We start from the raw sequence: 16,760 nt of genomic DNA, 5'->3' as shown, positions 1-16,760 counted from the left end.
TTAATTACCTAGGCGTAATTAAAAAATAGAACTAAAACCTGTGGCGTACTCGCAGCGTGCGCCACAGGTTTTGGGGTTTTAGATTTAATTGCACCCAGCTACTTAAACCTGATTAAAGCAAACTTTCATTAATTTTTTGGCTAATTATTGATTCATAAGAATTAAAATAGAATTTAGAATTAGAATGATTACAAGACTAAAATGGCTGTAGATTGGGGATAAAGATTGTATTTCATACTAATGGGGGGAGCTTTTTTTAAGACTTTAAGCTCATTACCTATAGCTAATCTCTCGTCAATGTTTCGAGCACTTTTGCATCTGGGTTTTATTGAATTATGCTGACACTTATGAATGGTGACTTACCGACTTACCCAGAAAGCCATCGTGGCAAATCTTCTAAGAAAGTTACTACCAAAAAATCATCATCGAAAAAAAACATTCAAGAATCTTTAGGATTGCATCAAGCAATTTTGGATAGTGCGAACTATTCAATTATTGCCACAACCGTAGATGGGGTGATTAGTGTTTTTAACAAAACGGCTGAGAATTGGTTGGGATATTCCGCATCGGAATTAGTCGGCAAATTTACGCCTGAATGTTTTCATGATCTTGAAGAGATCAAACAAAAGGCGATCGCCTTAACTGAAGAGTTGGGAGTTCCTATTGACGCAGGTTTTGACGTGTTTGTTGCCAAAGCAAAACTAGGACAAATCGATGAAGGGGAATGGACATATATCCGTAAGGATGGCTCACGGTTTCCAGTAACCCTTTCTATCTCTGTCTTGCGTAATGGAGACAATGAAATTACTGGCTTTCTAGGCATCGCCAATGATATTACCAAGCGGAAGCAATCTGAGCAAAAGCTCCAAAAGATATTACATGAATTAGCATTTCAGAAATTTGCCCTTGATCAAGCAGCGATAGTAGCTGTGACGGATTTGCAGGGAAATATTACCTATGCCAATAGTAAATTTTGTGAAATATCTGGATATACCGAAGCTGAGCTGTTAGGTCAAAACCATCGGCTACTTAATTCTCAATATCATTCCCAAGAATTTTTTACTAATTTATGGGATACGATCGCTAGTGGTAAGGTTTGGCGTGGTGAAATTCGGAATCAATCTAAAGACGGCAATTACTATTGGACAGACAGTACGATCATTCCGTTGCAGGATGAACAAGGTAAACCTACCCAATACTTAGCAATTCGCTTTGATATTAGCGATCGCAAACGCATTGAAGAAATTTTGCGCTTAAGGGAAAGGGCGATCGCTGCAAGCCACAATGGGATTGTGATTACGGACAGCCGTATGCTGAATAATCCGATTGTTTACGTCAATTCTGCCTTTGAAAAAATCACTGGTTATTCCGCTAATGATGTGATGGGAAAGAATTGTCGTTTTTTACAGGGCGATGATGTTTTTCAACCTGAGAAAGAGCTGATTCGTGAAGCGGTTGCTGCGGGTAATCCTTGTACTGTGGTGATTAGAAACTACCGCAAAGATGGCACATTGTTTTGGAATGAACTCAATATTTCTCCCATCTTCGATGAACATGGTAAAGTAACACATTTTATTGGTATTCAAACGGATATCACTGAGCGCAAAGAAGCAGAAAAAGATTTAAAAAGGCAAATGCGCCTCACTATTTTGCTAAATCGAATTACCGATGAAATTCGTCAGAGTCTTGATGTTGAGAGTATTTTCCAAACTGCGGCTCGTCAGATTCAATTGGCTTTTCATGCGAGTCGTTGTCTCATCTATCGCTTGGAATATCCATCAGTTAACAAGGAGCAAAAACAATTCTCTCAACCAACAATCTCTCTCATGTCAGAACAGTTATCTGAGAGGATTTTTTCTGTTAAAGATATTGAAATACCTCTGTTAAATAGTGCCTTTGGTCAAAGGATTGCTAGCCAAGATCAAGCGATCGCTATTACGAATGTTTATACCGAACCTGAGTTAGATGAATTTGGCGATTTATTTTATCGTATGCAGTTGCGATCGCTATTAACCATTCGGACTTCATCCCACGGATTAACAAATGGAATCATTGTATTGCACCATTGTAATAGTTTTCATAAATGGACAATTGAGGAAAAGCAGTTACTAGAATCGGTGGCGAATCAAGTCAGCATTGCTCTGTCCCAAGCCCATTTACTGATGCAGGAAACTCGCCAAAGACAGCAATTAATTAAGCAAAATGCTGAATTAGAAGAAGCAAAGATTATTGCTGAAGCCGCGAATCGTTCTAAGAGTGAATTTTTGGCAACTATGAGCCATGAAATTCGGACTCCTATGAATGCAGTAATTGGTATGACAGGAGTTTTATTAGATACCAATTTAAATAAGGAACAGCGAGAATTTGTTGAAATCGTCAGGAATGCGGGCAATACCCTGCTGACAATTATTAATGATATCTTGGACTTTTCTAAAATTGAATCAGGGCATTTAGAATTAGAAGAACAAAGCTTTGATTTGCGAGTTTGTTTAGAAGATACCATCGAGTTGCTATCGGCAAAGGCAGTCGAAAAAGGTATTGAATTAGGCTATTTAATCCATCCCGACGTGGAACTTCTCGTAATTGGTGATATGACCCGATTGCGCCAAGTATTAGCCAACTTGATTGGCAATGCCATTAAATTTACAAGTCAAGGTTCTGTCAATATTTCAGTTACCCAGTCACCAATCTCACATTATGAGCGCTGTGATCTCAGAAATCATCGCGAAGAATCACAGCTATTGCGTACAATCCAGTTTGCTGTCAAAGATACTGGTATCGGTATTCCTAGCGATCGCCTACATCGACTATTTCAACCCTTTAGCCAAGTGGATGCCTCAACAACCAGACAATATGGTGGTACAGGTCTAGGCTTAGCCATCAGTAAGCGACTATGCGAACTCATGGGCGGCACAATGTGGGTAGAAAGTCAGAATCAACAAGGTTCTACCTTCTACTTTACGATTACCGCCCCCGTAACAAATTTTGCCTATTCACCCAGTAACAATGGTAGTTCTCTTGCGACTAAATATCCATTCACAGGCTCAATTACCAGTCATATTAATTCTGAACGCTATCAACAGAATTATGCTTTTGATCCAAGGATGGCAAGAAATCATCCATTACGAATTTTATTGGCAGAGGATAATGTAATCAATCAAAAGGTTGCTGTCCATATCTTACAGAGGATGGGCTATCGGGCAGATGTTGTGGCAAATGGATTAGAGGTTTTAGCTGCTCTCTACCATCAAACCTATGATGTTGTCTTTATGGATATGCAGATGCCAGAAATGGATGGTTTAGAAGCGACAAAACGAATATATGAGAACTTACAAAATGGGAAGTTAGTTCATAGACCGCGTATAGTTGCGATGACAGCAAATGCTATGCAAGGCGATCGCGAGGTTTGTTTGGCAGCAGGTATGGATGACTACCTCAGTAAACCAATTCAAAATGGTGAACTGGTACGAGTTTTGCTAGAATCTCAGCCAGTTACCCCTAATATATCTATGCCATCATCGATTAACATCGGCACTCTGCATGAAGCCGCTAATGATATTGGCGGTGAAGATCCATCGTTTTTGAGTGAGCTAATCGATAGTTACCTAGATAATACGCGATCGCTCCTCCAAGAGTTATATACTAGCTTTGCACAGCAAAATTTTGATTTGATGTTGCGTACAGCTCACACCTTAAAATCTAGTAGCGGTGTTATTGGCGCAGAGGATCTATCAGAACTATGTCGTGATCTCGAGATAAATCTCCGTAACCAAAACTATGAGGATTTAGATACCAAAATCAATAAAATAGCTGACGAGTACGCAAGCGTTAAGACTGAGTTAGAACATGAAAAATACAATTAGTGCAATTTCCCCTGCCTAGTTTTGTCCAATACCGTCCAGTTATGTAATGACAACCGAAGATCGCGATAACAATAAGCATCCACCTCAAGAAGAAAATATTTCCGAGATAGCAGCATCCGAACCCGCACTGATTTTAATTGTGGATGACGATATGTTTATGCGAAAAATTTTGGTGCGTTATTTGGAGCGCGAAAACTATCGGGTAGTTGAGGCGGCAGATGGGCTAGAAGCATTAAAGCTTTATCAAGAGTATCAACCAGATATGATTTTGCTAGATGCGATGATGCCTGTTTTGGACGGTTTTGAATGCTGTTCAAGACTCCAAAAGCTACCTCATGGGGATCATACGCCTATTTTAATTATTACGGCACTTGAGGATCGTGAGTCCGTTGATCGCGCCTATGAAGTGGGGGCTTCGGATTATGTCACTAAGCCAATTCATTGGGCAGTATTGCGCCAGAGGGTAAGGCGCTTACTGGAACAAGCAAATTTGCGCCAGCAATTAGAAGCCGCAAATCGACGTTTGGCTGTAGTTGTCAAAGAACTTCAACGCTTAGTCTCCATCGATGGCTTGACACAGGTTGCCAATCGCCGATGTTTAGATGAATATCTAGAACAGGAATTTAAGCGTTCTAGTAGGGAAAAAGTCCCCATTTCCTTAGTTTTATGCGATATCGATTTTTTTAAAAACTATAACGATAATTACGGGCATCAAGAAGGGGATCTTTGTTTGCAAGCTGTTGCTCAAGCTATTAGCAAAGCGACTAATCGTCCTGCGGATTTAGTCGCTCGCTATGGAGGTGAAGAGTTTGTGATTGTGTTACCAAATACAGATCAAGAAGGTGGTATGAATGTTGCTACGAATGCGACAGAATTGGTGCGATCGCTCCAGTTACCACATGGTTATTCTAAAGTTGCGCCCTATGTAACGATTAGCTGCGGTGTCGCGACGCTTTTTCCCCACCAACATACTCAGGCAATAAATTTGCTCCTTAAATCCGCCGATCGCGCTTTATATGTTGCCAAGGCAGAAGGACGCAATTGTGTACGCCAAAGTGAATTAGTCAAAGATTAAACTACAGCGCTTTGCGCTTACTTAAAACCCAGAAATATTTTTGAAAGCGGCGCGAAGCGCCGCTTTCAAAAATATTTCTATACTACTCAAAGCCTCAACAGGCTGTAAGATTAAACACACAAAAGCATCTCTGCTAGGGGCATCTTTCGCTTTCATTATAATTATTGCCTTAACTTTGCTCGCAACTCATGGTACGTTCATAACTCAAATATATATTCAATTTAGATGTTGAACAAAATCTATGGAATGGCATATTACTGATGCACAAAGCTTAGCAATCATTGATCAAGAAATTGGTGAACACTCACTATCACCATCCGAATATGAAATTGTGCGCCAAGTAATTTATGCCACCGCAGATTTTGAGTATAAAAATCTTGTAAGGTTTTCAGAGCAGGCTTTGCAAGCGGGAGCCTCAGCTCTAGCAGCACGTACTACGGTTGTTGTTGATGTTCCTACTGTGCAGGCAGCAATCTTTCCCAAGGTCTGTGATACCTTTGCTAATCCTATTTATTGTGGTGTTGATGCGATCACCCGTCCGCAAAAGGGAAAAACTCAGGCAGCTTGGGGAATTGAGACCTTAGCGAAGCGCTATCCTGAAGCCATATTTGTGATTGGGGAGTCTCAGCCTGCTTTGGCAACTCTTGTCGATTTGATCGAAGTTGAGGAAGTTAAACCCGCCTTAGTGATTGGTGCGCCTGCTGGCTTTATTGATAATGACGTGATTAAGTCACGGCTCCATGATTCACAAATTCCCCATATTCGAGTCGATGGGCGTAAGGGAAATGCGATCGCAGCATCTGCCATATTTAATGCACTGGTTAGCTTAGCATGGCAAGCCTATGGTAACTAGGTAGGATAACTTGACGCACCCCTCACCCCTATCTCCTGCGGGAGAGGGGCTAGGGGTGAGGGCAAAGATTACTTTGGTGTGTCAAGTATATGAATGCCATCCCAAAGAGGTGCACTTAACTCAAATCACTTAGGATAGTGAGTGCGTCTCAAAGGAGTGTACTTACTCAAATCACTTAGGATAGTGAGTGCGCCCCAAAGGGGCGCACTCACTCAAATCACTGTAAAATGTGATGATGTTAGGACTTATGAGGATTTTGTAGACCTATGAACTTTAGCCTGAACCTGAGTCTAAGTTTAGGTCGCATTTGGGCGATCGCTACCAATGTCTTTCGCGAAACAGTGCGTGAGCAGGTGCTTTATCTTTCTTTGCTATACACCTTAATTGTGGTGTCAGCGATGATGATGCTGCCAGAGTTTTCCTATGACTCATCGGCAAAAATGATTGTCGATACGGGTATCGCAGCGATCGAGGTAGTGAGCTTAATTGTGGCGGTATTGGTTGGAACAAATCTGATCAATAAAGAAATCGATAAGCGTACCATTTTTATTCTCATTGCTAAACCAATGCACCGAGCCGAGTTTGTCCTTGGTAAGCATTTGGGGTTGAGTGCGGTAGTCGGTGCGCTCGTATCGATTATGAGCATCATTTTTATTATCTTGATGACCATCAAGCAAATTACCATTCCGATTCCTGCGATTCTCACAGCGAACTTTTTCATCTTTTGGCAGATTATGCTGTTAGGCGCGATCGCAATTTTCTTTGGCACATTTACAGGTTCTCTCATTGCCTCTTTACTAACCCTTGCTGCCTATGTCATTGGCAACTTTAGCCGTGACTTGCTGCTTTTAGGCGAAATATCTAAAAATCCAAGCTTACAAGCGGTTACTCGTACTTTTTATATGATTTTGCCTGATTTATCCCGTGCTAACCTCAAGAATGAAGCAGTATATAACATCCTGCCAAGCTTAGCCGATATGCTCAGCAATGGTATTTATATCCTGAGTTATGCGTTATTAACTCTAGCGATCGCCATTCTCATTTTTGCCCGTCGTCAGTTTTAAATGAGTGAGTTCTTCGCCGAAGGCGAAGAACTCGCTCCAGAATTATTAGATAGATATTAATTCCCAAAATAATGAAACCTTCTCAAAACCCATGTCCCGATCCACCGTCCTATCAAGTACGTTTTGCGGTGATCACTGTTAGTGATACCCGCATACCTGAAACTGACAAAAGCGGCAACTTTATTAAACAGTCGATGACTAATGCAGGTCATTTGCTGGAATACTACACGCTTGTCAAAGATGAACCTGATGAGATCCGATCGCAAATGCATAAGTTGGTGGCGATTGAGGATCTTGATGCCATTATTCTCAATGGCGGAACAGGGATTGCACCGAGAGATACGACCTATGATGCGATCGCGGCGTTGCTCGAAAAGACCCTGCCCGGATTTGGGGAGATGTTTCGGTATCTGAGTTGGCAAGAGGTCGGCTCAAGGGCGATCGCCTCACGCTCTGAAGCTGGGATTTATCAAGGCAAATTAGTATTTTCGCTCCCTGGTTCAAGTAATGCGGTGAAGTTGGCGATCGAGCAGCTCATTTTGCCAGAGATCATCCATTTAGTACGCCAGTTAAAAGGATTACATTAAGGGACTTGCTATTAATTAAAGTACCTATGGCTTCGACTTCGCTCAGCCAACGTTAGCTGAGCGGAGTCGAAGCTAGATAACTTTGTTATCCGCAACCCTAAGTACCATATGAGCGCTGCTTTGTGGCACTCATATGGTAACAGCATCACCTAATCTCAAAACTTTGCCTGCTTCTGTAAAAGGAATACGTGTATTCAACGCAAAACGATAGAAATGATTGAAACGCGATCGCTCGACATTATTTGGTAAATTCGCTTCTCTTAGTCTAGTAAAAGTCTTTTGGAATTCAGGATAAACTTCGCCAGTGAAGGGATCGCGTGTAGGAACAGGGCAGCGCTGACAAGGATTTGTACCGATAAATTGGACATCCCCGATTGTAAAGGGAACGGTTTCGCCAGATTTGGCAAATAATTGATCTTCCCAAAAAGGTTCTGTATCCGCAATTTCTAGGTTAGTACGAAAGCGCCGACGAATCTGTTCGAGGTCAATTTGAGAATTGTCATACCAACTTTGGACAGTTTTGAGAGAGGCTTCTGAGACAACTGTAGCTCCCCATGCGTCAGGATCATCAGGAAAACCATTGGTCACATTTTGTCGCAGTTCTAGGGGTTTACCCAAAAACTCACTGAGCCAATCAATTAAGGATGCTCTTTCTTGCTCTAAATGGAAAGTAACTACTTCGCTCTGATTTTGGATTTGCAAACTCACCAGCCGATCGCCTAAATCGTAACTTGCCCTAATTAAATGAATCTTGGGATTACGCTTGCCATTAATGTACTGTCCATTTTGATCAAACATGGCAAACTCGCGATCACCTTTTAATGCACCGCCCGAAGTGATGGCAACTTCATCTAAAGCGATCGGATCGAGGGATTTAATCGGAAAAACTAGAATTCTGCTGAGATTTGCCATAAAGTGCCATAAACCAGTTGTTTTCAGAAAATTTAACGAAACCTTAACTATCTCAGTCAGAACAAATATAATGTCATTAATTTAACAAAACCCTTTATTTTCTGGAACCCAAATGATTAGACCGACTCTTATAGATAGTCTAGCGCAGGATTTAAATAGTAATACTCACGATTCTGTCCCCTCATTAGCAAATATTTGGGCAAAAAAGTATATTCAAAATTTGCAAGTTGAGGCTCCTAAACAAGAGCTTGAGTCTAATAATTTGTCGGAAATTCTCTCTCCCGCAAGGCGTACAACTACTGCAACCAATTTATTGCAATCCCTCCGCTTTTCTAGCGCTCAGGCTTGGGCAAAAACTGAAACTCTCTTAATCAGTCAGTTGCAATCTCATGGCATTTCTCCAGACTTGATTGACCCTTGGCAAATTGCTACTGATTCGCGGGATCTATTAGATCAAGCGCTCAAGGTTTATACAACAAATGGGGACAATCGTTTGGTGGAACTTGATTGGTTTAGCAATGGTCAAAATTTTAAGCTAGAAACCTATTCCCAACTACCTACAATTGGACAGCTATCGGTGGCGATCGCGCCAAGTGTGGGCAAAATTCGCAAAAAATATACATCGGAAGATCCGCGCACCCTCGGCTTTGTGAGTATGCAATTTCACTACAGTGGTCAAATGCTGCTCAACTCTCTCCAACCCTTGGAGCAACTGGTGGTGAATTCATACTTTAAGGTGATTGATGATCATCTCTATATGCCTTTGCAGAGAGCTTACGAAGCCGCCGCAAATTTAGAATATGAGGACGCATCATTGGAAGCGGTGCGCCAACTTTTGCCATTCACGAGTGAGATTGCTCGCCAGATTTCGCAAAAAACATTGATTATGTATGCTGATTATCAATGCCATAGCGGAGTCCTAAGTTCTCCACAGGTGAGAATTTCCAGCTTGCGGGATATTGAGATGTTTCAAGTTTATCTCTGTCTCTGTGTACTTGAAAGAAGTGTAGCTTCTATTCAGCAAGAGCTTTTCCCCCTTTGCGTAATGCTCTATCCTCCCTTAAAAGTTAGTTGGGAACTAGTGCGGACTTTATTAAGATTGCTGAATCAAGAAATCCACAGTTATCTAGATGAGCAACATATCCGCATATTTGCCCCCTATCTCACCGCTTTAAGCGAAATGTTTGGTGATGATGTGCTGCCTGAAGCATGATAATAATAAAGCTAAAGGTATTTTTGGTTAAATTAAAATTTCGCTTTTAGTTTAACCAAAATCTAGCTTTGTGTTGAGTACCAAGCAATATATCTAAAGCGTAGAACAGCTAAGAATAGAAAAAAAATCAAGCATGACCTTTATTTGTACGATTAGCCAAGCGATCGCCATTACATCAGCAACAGTAGCTAATATTGACGAAACTGCACAAAAAAATATCGAGATCAGGGGCGTTGTTTCTGATAGTCGCAAGCTTAAGGCTGGTGAATTATTTGTGGCATTAACGGGCGAAAATTTTGATGGTCATGGATTTGTGGCAGCAGCGATCGCGCAGGGGGCAGTCGCTGCAATAGTTAGTCTCGAATGGGCAAAGTCAGAAGCAGCTAAGGGCTTGCCTGTCCTTGCAGTCAGTAATACACTCACAGCTTATCAAGATTTAGCAAGATGGTGGCGATCGCAATTTCTGCAACCAGTAGTATCCGTAACAGGCTCAGTGGGCAAAACGACAACTAAGGAAATTATTGCCAGTATGTTGGCTTGCTATGTCTCACCAGATAAGCAAGTCCACAAAAGTCAAGCCAACCATAACAATGACATTGGTGTTGCCCAAACCCTATTGGCGATCGCGCCTGAACAGCATGATTTTGTGGTTGTAGAAATGGGAATGCGCGGTTTAGGGGAAATCGAACGTCTTGCCCGCACCACTTTACCGACTGTAAGTGTCATTACAAATGTAGGTACAGCCCATATCGGTAGATTAGGCTCACGGGAGGCGATCGCACAGGCTAAATGTGAACTTCTTGCGGAAACCCCTCCCGATGGTACAGCTATATTAAATGCCAGTAATCCCCTATTGCTGGAAATGGCAAGCAAGGTTTGGCAAGGCAAGACAATTACCTATGGTCTCGGTGTCGGTGATGTCAATGGGGAACTGATTGGTGATCGCTTGCAGGTGGGTGACTTAACATGGGATCTACCTTTGCCTGGTCGTCATAATGCCTTGAATTTTCTCGCAGGATTAGCGGTACTCAAAGCCCTGAATCTAGATTGGCAACAAACAACTCAAGGAATTGGTAAGCTCGATCTTCCCTTTGGTAGGGCGCAACTATATCAACTACCTCAGGATGTGGTGATTCTTGATGAGACCTATAATGCCTCTCCCGAAGGAATGCTCGCCGCGCTGCGTCAACTGTCAGATATGCCTGCTAAACGTCATTGGGCAGTACTTGGCACGATGAAAGAATTAGGAGAAATGTCTACACAGCTCCATCGCCAAGTTGGAGAATCAATTAGCAAATTGGGAATAGAAGGGGCAATCATCTTAGCGGATGGTGAAGCAGATGCTATTCTCGCTGGTGCGAATGGTTCTCTAAAATATGCGATCGCCTGTCATTCCTATGATGATATTACTCAAACTCTCTTACAAAAAGTCGAAAGTGGCGATCGAATTCTATTTAAAGCTTCGCGATCGGTCGGGATGGATCGCGTTGTAGAAGCATTTCGCAAAACTTGGCAATAGAATCAAATCGATAACGGTTCCATCAAGTGATTCCATCAAAAAATTCCATAAAGGTATTGCCAAGCAATGCTTTTATGGAATGGAAATAGTAAAAATTGCTCCATTAGGTTCATTATCTTGAACAGTGATATTGCCGCCGTGAGCCTCGATCGCTAATTTACAAAAAGCTAACCCCAAACCCAACTGTGCTGTGCTTTGGATTGGAGTGCCAATCTCAAATTTCTCAAAAATTACTGACTTTTTGCCATCACTAATTCCTGCTCCCATATCGGCAACACTAATACTTGCACCCCCAATTTCAGGATATTTGACGCTAACCGTAATTTGACTGTTCGCAGGAGAAAATTTAATGGCATTGGATAGGAGATTATCGAGAATGCGCCGAAATACAGGTAAATCGATATTTACTAACTTACTTTCTGGTAAATTTAGGCTCAGTTCTAATTTCTTTTGAGCTGCGATCGTTTCAAAATCTTCAATTACTGAGGTACACATTTGATTGAGATCGGCACTCGTATATTTGAGAACCATTTTCCCCGCTTCGATCTTTGCCATAATTAACAAGCTATCGATCAGGGATTGCAGACGATGACCACTACGGGTGATGCGCTCAATTTTTTCAGGCTTGCGGGACTCAGGCAAATACGGATCGCTTAAGAGTTCTGAGGATAGCAAAATCGTTGTCAAGGGATTGCGTAAATCATGGACGATCATATGCACCATATCTTCACGCATCTGTAAGAGAGATTGGAGATCGTCGTACTGTTGCTTAATCCGAATCATCGATTTGATTCTTGCCCGTAGCTCTAGTCCATTGACAGGCTTACTTAAAAAATCACTTGCCCCTGCGTCCAAACATTGAGCCATATCTTCTTTAGAAGTTAAAGCTGTGACCATAATGATCGGAATTGCTTTCCACTGAGGATTGCTTTTAATTTTTTTGCAGACATCTATTCCATTTAATTCGGGCATCATCACATCTAGCAGGATGACATCAGGATGAAATATCTCTAACCGCTCCAATGCTTTGTAACCACTAGAAGCGTAGTTGAGGTCATAGTCTTCATTATCTAAAAGAGCTTCAATTACATCGAAGTTATTAGGTTCATCGTCAACGATTAGAATTGAAGGATAATTTTTCATACATTGCCCTTAAACAATTATTTTAGGACTTACGCAAGCCTAACGAATTGACTAGGTTTTGAGTAGATTTTGTGAAGGCTTTGCCTGTGTCAAATCTGTAAGTCCTATATTTAAATAGTAGCTTTCAAATGAGTACATACTCATTTGAAAATAAAAATCAATCTTATAGCAGTCCCAAATAATTTGTATATTTTTTGGTTTGTGGAAGCGCTCCCCTTCGGGGAGCGCTTCCACAAACCATTTAGGATTTCTAGTCATTAAATGAAAAGCGCTATAGCGCCTTTGAAGCAAGTAAGTTACAGAGGCTTGTTCTCTACCTTTGGTGGGGAAACAAGTATTGCAAACTAACTCCAAGAAATTTTTTAAAAGTGTTACTTTATAACACTTTTAAAAAATTTCTTGTTTCGGCTCTGAGCGCAAAGTACTGTAATCTCGAGATTTGTTGATCTGCTGCTGGATCGTAGTTGCTAACAGTGCAAGTTTAACTGGCTTAGCAAGAAATTCATCTGCTCCTGCTTGTAAGCACTGCTCCTGATCACTTTTCATCGCTAGGGCTGTCAGCGCGATAATGGGAATATGCTGAATGTCAACATTGGCACGAATCTGCTTAATTGCACCCAACCCATCTAGCACAGGCATTTGAATATCCATCAAAATTAGGTCAGGGATGTGAGCGATCGCCATATCCACAGCCTCTTGTCCATTAGCGGCTATGATTAAGCGATATCCTCGATTCGACAAATAATCAGCAAAAGTTTCCACATTGGTTGGGTTATCTTCCGCTAACAAAATCAGGGGATAAATCGAGCCATCTTTGTTTAGATTGTCGTCTAAATTATCCTCCAAGTTCTGGTTAGGCTTTTGGTTGACCAAAGAATAGGTGAAGCGATCGTCATTATTATGGTTTCTAAGTTTACCTGTGTGGGGTAACGCGATGGAAAAGCAACTACCTTCACCAACTTGGCTCGTTACACCGACGCAACCGCCATGTAACTCCGCGATTTGTTTGACAAGAGTTAGACCTAGCCCTGTACCTGTATATTGTCGGCTTAAACTGCTATCGATCTGGACAAAAGTTTGAAATAGTTTACCAATATCCTCTGGAGCAATACCAATGCCTGTATCAATAACAGAGAAGATCAATGCGTAGGGAAAATTGGCATTGACTGGTAAGGCTGTTTCTTCAGAACTAATAAACTTAACTTCTAAGCAGATCTTGCCCGATGCTGGCGTAAATTTAACGGCATTACTTAATAAGTTAATTAGGGCTTGGCGGATGCGTCTCTCGTCAAGTTCGATCAAACCTAATTCAGGTTGGATGGCTAAGCGCAATTGAATATTTTTCTGGCTTGCCATTTGCTTGACAAAGCCGAGACTTGACTTACAGAGATATTCGATGGAGACAGGTGCAATATCTAATTTCATCTTACCTGCGCCAATTTTCGCAACATCTAAGATGTCATTGATTAGCTCTAGTAAATGTCGTCCACTGCTTTCAATCAGGTTTAGAGATCGCTTTTGGCGCTCATTCAAATCACCAAATACGCTAGACAGTAATCCCTCAGACATTCCTAAAATTGCATTCAGGGGAGTCCGCAGTTCATGGCTCATATTAGCGAGAAACTCATCCTTCAACCTCGTCGCACGAGCTAACTCTTTATTGGCATTGATTAATTCTTCATTGGTTGTAAGCAGTGTTTCCTCAGATTTCTTGCGATCGCTAATATCCCTAACAATACAGGCAAGGGACAAGGTCTCATCAATCCAAGAATTTTGGATCGGAAAAGCACTAAATAGTACAGGTATTACATCATTAGTTTGGTAATGTCGCAAACGGAATTCCCCTTCCCATGTCTCATCCTGAGCAATTAAATCTAATATATTTCGTTTTACTACTTGATGATCTTCAGGGAAATGCAGGTCAAATATCGATAGAAACTGAGTATTAGCAGGTAGTCCTAAAAGTTCTCGTCCCGCACTATTAACGTAATTAAGTCGCCCATTACAGTCAGCCAGAGCAATAAAGTCAGTGCTATTCTCCACTAACGTAATTAATTTTTGGCGTTCTGCCATTTCGACAATAAGCTGTTGGTTCGCAAATTTGAGTTCGCGAGTGCGCTGCTCTACTCTAGATTCTAATTGTTGATTGAGATGATACAGTTCTGCGATCGCTTCTTGGCGTTCCATCTCTGCACTGACTCTAGGTGCAAATACCTGTAACATGGCATTTGCACGTTGCATATTTTGAATAGGTTGATTATTGAGGATACATAAACAGCCAATCACATCACCTTTACTATTATTAATGGCTATTCCTAAATAAGAATTTGCACCCAATTGTTTAATAGAATTACAATCTGGGAATTGCTGCTGTAGATGCTCCGTAATGTAAAACTTACCTTCAGCAACAGTAATAGCACAGGGAGAATCCACCAAGGGAATAGTAGTTTCTGAAACTGGTTGCAGTTGACCATCTAGCCAAACTGCCATCATTTTGAGGCGATCCTCACATATCTTAGTAATCGACACATAGCGAATTTCTAGGATATTGGCAATATATTCAACTAAAGCAGGCAAGAAATTATCCCCTATTTGTGTCGAGGCTCCTTCCACCAGACTTTGTAGAGATTCTTCAGCTTGTTTGCGATCGCTAATATTTTCAATGACCCCTATAAAGAGCGGCTGTGCATTGCCATCATCAGCAATTTTAGAACTTGTAGTTCTTACCCAAATAATATGACCATTTTTATGGAGGAGGCGCTTTTCCATTTGATAGCTGGCATTTTCTCCTGTCAAGACGCGGTCTCGTAGTCGTAAGTTTTCCTCGATATCTTCAGGTAGCATATTGTCTGTAAATCGCATCTCTCGCAATTCACTTTCAGAATAACCAACCATTTGCTGATAACAGGGATTAGTCCTGATATATTTGCCGTCACTATCGGTAATTGCCATCCCGACAGCAGAGCATTCAAACATACTACCTAATAGAAATTCACTAGCTTTTAAGCGCTGTTCACTCTCTTTTAAGGCGATCTCTGCATTTTTGCGATCGCTAATATCCTCAATAATTGCTGCAATGCGATAGATTTCACCACGGGTATTTTTGACAGGAAAACATCTTCCCCAGATCCAACGCATCAAACCATCAGGACGGATAATCCGATACTCTTCACTAAAGTATCCTGTATGAGCTTTGGCTGTATAGATTTGGATAATGCGATCTCTATCATCAGGATGAAGAGAATATAACCAAGAATTAGGATCTTGATATAGACTTTCGCAGGATTTTCCCCATATTTCCTCATAGACTGGACTCACATATAACACTTTGCCAGAAGCAATTTCACGAATCACAATGATACCTTGATTATTTTCCGCAAATTGGCGAAACATGTCATTGCTGTCAATTAGGGCATCCGTGCTTGCTTTGACCTGACCTTCTAACAACCGATTGCGACTTTCTAGAAGTTCGATTTTTTCCTGCTCTAGCTGAGACATTTGCACTTCTAACTTAGAGACTAACTTGTAAACCTCCATCGGCTGTAGAGTTTTCAGAATAGAACTTTGGGTAACAATTCCCCGCATTTCACCATCAGGATTAGCCACAACTACATGATTACTCATGCGCTCCTGCATAACCTCGCGTACCGTCCAGAGCGTTTCATCTGGTGGCACTGAGATAACAGGAAAACTCATCACCATCTGGGCTTGAGTCTGTGCAAGGTTTAATTCCAAAGCTAAATATTGAACGATATCACTCTCAGTAATGATTCCTAGAGGAAATAAACTATGATTTCGTGACTCAACAATTACGACAGAACTAACTTTATGCGCTGACATTAAATTCGCGATCTGGGCGACTGAATCAGTTGCCTGAGCATAGACAACATCTGTAACCATTACCTCACTAGCCACTAACAACCGCAACATATCGATGGGGCGTAATAATTGCCGCAAACTTGCGTGGGTAATTAGTCCTGAGACTTCGCCACGCTCGTTAACTAGCGGTAAATGACGAACGTTATAACGCTGAAATCGGTTAATAGCCACAAATATATCAGTAAATTCCCATTCTAAAAGCGAATGAACGGGATATGTCATGACCTCCGCGATCGCTGTTTCCGATAGATTTTGACCTAAAGATGCTCCTTGACTGTGCTCAGCATTTTCAATCTGACCACAGAGCTTAATTAAGTCTCGTTCGGTCAAAATCCCCACTAATTGATTTGCCTCTGTCACCAAAATGCAACTTTGAGCACAGGTTAATTGCAAACTTAGCTCTGAGTCAATGTTGCGAAGTAGGTTACAGGTTTTTGTACTTGAACTCATTAAAGCGATCGCTTCGGCAACTGTCGCATTCGCAGAAATCGTTAATGGTTCACGCACAATAGCCTGTTCCATAGATGTTTCTCCATTTTTTGCAGCCATAGGCTCGACTCTAAAATTTTATAAAATCCATATCAACCACTCCCGTATCAAAAATTTTACTTTAATTTTCTTGTTTTTATCTAAATATTTGCACAAGAGATCT

Annotated in this window: 11 protein-coding genes; 7 read left to right on the top strand and 4 right to left on the bottom strand. The window is 41.3% G+C overall.

The features are described 5' to 3' along the window. Window positions 1-335: 335 nt before the first annotated feature. Together HC246_RS19425 and HC246_RS19420 are read left to right on the top strand one after the other, a co-directional pair. The gene (locus HC246_RS19425) at window positions 336-3,863 is read left to right on the top strand and encodes a PAS domain S-box protein (protein ID WP_169365077.1); all 3,528 of its coding nucleotides are present in this window, start codon (window positions 336-338) and stop codon (window positions 3,861-3,863) included. 46 nt (window positions 3,864-3,909) lie between these two features. Then, a complete protein-coding gene (locus tag HC246_RS19420; protein ID WP_169365076.1) occupies window positions 3,910-4,938 on the top strand; it encodes a response regulator in 1,029 nt (342 codons plus the stop codon). A gap of 21 nt (window positions 4,939-4,959) precedes the next feature. Here the strand turns inward: HC246_RS19420 and HC246_RS26500 are convergent, their stop codons facing one another. Then, on the bottom strand, window positions 4,960-5,094 hold the full coding sequence (locus HC246_RS26500; protein ID WP_263972535.1) for a hypothetical protein: 135 nt from the start codon (window positions 5,092-5,094) through the stop codon (window positions 4,960-4,962). Window positions 5,095-5,179: 85 nt separating this feature from the next. On the opposite strand from HC246_RS26500, the gene HC246_RS19415 reads away from it, so the two are divergent. The 3 genes from HC246_RS19415 (at window position 5,180) to HC246_RS19405 (ending at window position 7,442) form a co-directional block, all read left to right on the top strand. Beyond that, window positions 5,180-5,791 carry a precorrin-8X methylmutase gene (locus HC246_RS19415; protein WP_169365075.1) on the top strand — a complete coding sequence of 204 codons (612 nt, stop codon included), beginning with the start codon at window positions 5,180-5,182 and terminating at the stop codon, window positions 5,789-5,791. Window positions 5,792-6,057: 266 nt separating this feature from the next. Beyond that, window positions 6,058-6,855 carry an ABC transporter permease gene (locus HC246_RS19410; RefSeq protein ID WP_169365074.1) on the top strand — a complete coding sequence of 266 codons (798 nt, stop codon included), beginning with the start codon at window positions 6,058-6,060 and terminating at the stop codon, window positions 6,853-6,855. A gap of 71 nt (window positions 6,856-6,926) precedes the next feature. Then, window positions 6,927-7,442, top strand: a complete 516-nt coding sequence (locus HC246_RS19405) for a MogA/MoaB family molybdenum cofactor biosynthesis protein (RefSeq protein ID WP_169365073.1) — start codon at window positions 6,927-6,929, stop codon at window positions 7,440-7,442. Between the two features lie 129 nt (window positions 7,443-7,571). Here HC246_RS19405 and HC246_RS19400 read toward each other — a convergent pair whose 3' ends face one another. Next, on the bottom strand, window positions 7,572-8,354 hold the full coding sequence (locus HC246_RS19400; RefSeq protein WP_169365072.1) for an MOSC domain-containing protein: 783 nt from the start codon (window positions 8,352-8,354) through the stop codon (window positions 7,572-7,574). A 112-nt stretch (window positions 8,355-8,466) separates the two neighbouring features. Here HC246_RS19400 and HC246_RS19395 point away from each other — a divergent pair, with 112 nt between their 5' ends. Then, entirely contained in the window at window positions 8,467-9,567 is a 1,101-nt protein-coding gene (locus tag HC246_RS19395; protein ID WP_169365071.1) for a hypothetical protein, read from the top strand. 133 nt (window positions 9,568-9,700) lie between these two features. After that, on the top strand, window positions 9,701-11,086 hold the full coding sequence (locus HC246_RS19390) for a UDP-N-acetylmuramoyl-tripeptide--D-alanyl-D-alanine ligase (RefSeq protein WP_169365070.1): 1,386 nt from the start codon (window positions 9,701-9,703) through the stop codon (window positions 11,084-11,086). Window positions 11,087-11,158: 72 nt separating this feature from the next. On the opposite strand, the gene HC246_RS19385 is transcribed toward HC246_RS19390, so the two are convergent. Beyond that, the gene (locus tag HC246_RS19385; protein ID WP_169365069.1) at window positions 11,159-12,229 is read right to left on the bottom strand and encodes a hybrid sensor histidine kinase/response regulator; all 1,071 of its coding nucleotides are present in this window, start codon (window positions 12,227-12,229) and stop codon (window positions 11,159-11,161) included. A gap of 387 nt (window positions 12,230-12,616) precedes the next feature. Then, window positions 12,617-16,630, bottom strand: coding sequence for a PAS domain S-box protein (locus tag HC246_RS19380; RefSeq protein WP_169365068.1), 4,014 nt, complete (start codon window positions 16,628-16,630; stop codon window positions 12,617-12,619). Between the last annotated feature and the right edge of the window lie 130 nt (window positions 16,631-16,760).

Origin of the sequence: Pseudanabaena yagii GIHE-NHR1, from assembly GCF_012863495.1 — a bacterium.
Classification (GTDB): domain Bacteria; phylum Cyanobacteriota; class Cyanobacteriia; order Pseudanabaenales; family Pseudanabaenaceae; genus Pseudanabaena; species Pseudanabaena yagii.
This window is presented reverse-complemented; position numbering and strand designations above follow the sequence as displayed.

Bases quoted from the DNA above. Each gene is read 5' to 3' on its own strand.
- HC246_RS19425 (WP_169365077.1), top strand. From the start codon at position 336: ATGCTGACACTTATGAATGGTGACTTACCGACTTACCCAGAAAGCCAT.
- HC246_RS19420 (WP_169365076.1), top strand. From the start codon at position 3,910: ATGACAACCGAAGATCGCGATAACAATAAGCATCCACCTCAAGAAGAA.
- HC246_RS26500 (WP_263972535.1), bottom strand. From the start codon at position 5,094: ATGAAAGCGAAAGATGCCCCTAGCAGAGATGCTTTTGTGTGTTTAATC.
- HC246_RS19415 (WP_169365075.1), top strand. From the start codon at position 5,180: ATGGAATGGCATATTACTGATGCACAAAGCTTAGCAATCATTGATCAA.
- HC246_RS19410 (WP_169365074.1), top strand. From the start codon at position 6,058: ATGAACTTTAGCCTGAACCTGAGTCTAAGTTTAGGTCGCATTTGGGCG.
- HC246_RS19405 (WP_169365073.1), top strand. From the start codon at position 6,927: ATGAAACCTTCTCAAAACCCATGTCCCGATCCACCGTCCTATCAAGTA.
- HC246_RS19400 (WP_169365072.1), bottom strand. From the start codon at position 8,354: ATGGCAAATCTCAGCAGAATTCTAGTTTTTCCGATTAAATCCCTCGAT.
- HC246_RS19395 (WP_169365071.1), top strand. From the start codon at position 8,467: ATGATTAGACCGACTCTTATAGATAGTCTAGCGCAGGATTTAAATAGT.
- HC246_RS19390 (WP_169365070.1), top strand. From the start codon at position 9,701: ATGACCTTTATTTGTACGATTAGCCAAGCGATCGCCATTACATCAGCA.
- HC246_RS19385 (WP_169365069.1), bottom strand. From the start codon at position 12,229: ATGAAAAATTATCCTTCAATTCTAATCGTTGACGATGAACCTAATAAC.
- HC246_RS19380 (WP_169365068.1), bottom strand. From the start codon at position 16,630: ATGGAACAGGCTATTGTGCGTGAACCATTAACGATTTCTGCGAATGCG.